General features: G+C 38.9%; 1 pseudogene. It reads right to left on the reverse strand.

What is annotated here, in order from left to right:
- Positions 1 to 202: 202 nt before the first annotated feature.
- Positions 203 to 414 (reverse strand): annotated as a pseudogene (locus tag ACRD62_RS22500) (hypothetical protein); the annotation flags it as partial.

A 414-nucleotide genomic window follows, 5' to 3' on the forward strand; every position in this document is an offset into this window, starting at 1 on the left:
CGTGTTGCCGACAACCGGGTAGAAATAGCTGACTATGGGGATTGATAAGAATGATGGAAGGGTATTAAATGATTAGCTCTTCTAAGCCTATGATTGTTTTAGGGTAGTTAGTCAGGATACTGTATTGTTTTTATTGCTTTTAGTATATTTCAATCGCTCTCCATCTAAGTTAAGACATAGTAATATCATTCACCTTTCGGTGTTATTTGAGTGTGAGGTGCGGAAGCAATTCAAGAGGTGGTGGACCACGGGCATCAAATGTTAGAATAGTAATCAATTGACCTTTACCACAGGTATAGCATAAATGGTGTTTTATGGGTGGCCTGAATGAAATCCGAGCTTTGCCGATTTGTAGTTCTACTACATCACGCACCTTTTGCTTGATAGCTGAAGATAATATTCCATAATGCCGTA

Source organism: Carboxylicivirga caseinilyticus, from assembly GCF_050589785.1.
Lineage (GTDB): Bacteria > Bacteroidota > Bacteroidia > Bacteroidales > Marinilabiliaceae > Carboxylicivirga > Carboxylicivirga caseinilyticus.